Origin of the sequence: Bifidobacterium aemilianum, from assembly GCF_003315635.1 — a bacterium.
Lineage (GTDB): Bacteria > Actinomycetota > Actinomycetes > Actinomycetales > Bifidobacteriaceae > Bifidobacterium > Bifidobacterium aemilianum.
This window is the reverse complement of the sequence record NZ_PDCG01000058.1, coordinates 1-490: the sequence shown is the minus strand read 5'-3', so window position 1 is coordinate 490 and position 490 is coordinate 1. Positions and strand designations below refer to the sequence as shown.

1 protein-coding gene is annotated in these 490 nt (G+C 58.8%); it reads right to left on the bottom strand.

Features of this window, described 5'->3' with window-relative positions; all coding sequences use genetic code 11:
• Positions 1 to 381 (bottom strand): AAA family ATPase (locus CRD60_RS08395; protein ID WP_113860800.1); only part of this gene is annotated, 381 nt, incomplete at its 3' end.
• Positions 382 to 490: the final 109 nt, after the last annotated feature.

Below are 490 nucleotides of genomic sequence, written 5' to 3'. Positions count from 1 at the left end.
ACCGAACGGTTCCGGACTGCGGCGCACCGCCCGGCAGACCTGGTCCACCATGTCGAAAAGCCAGGCATGCATCATCGATACCTCGTCGATGACCAAAACGTCGGCTCCGCCGATCTGCCGCTTGCGCCGGGAACGGATGCGCTTGAGAAGATTGGCGGTCATGACCTTGGAGATGCCCACACCCGACCAGGAATGAATGGTCTGTCCGTCGATATGGGTGGCGGCGATGCCGGTCGAAGCAGTGACAGCCACTGTGGCCCCGCGCTTGCGGGCACGTGCTATGAACTCATTGAGCACGTATGTCTTGCCTGCGCCGGGCGCACCGGTTATGAAAGCATTGGCGCCTGCGTCGAGAATGGTCAGGGCTTCGGATTGCTGCATAACCTCCTGCTGCCACTCGTGCGGTAGAGTCCAGATAGACAGAGGCTGTGACCGTATGACGTCTTGCGCTTTGAGACAAAACATATCGACAACTCATACATCGATACCA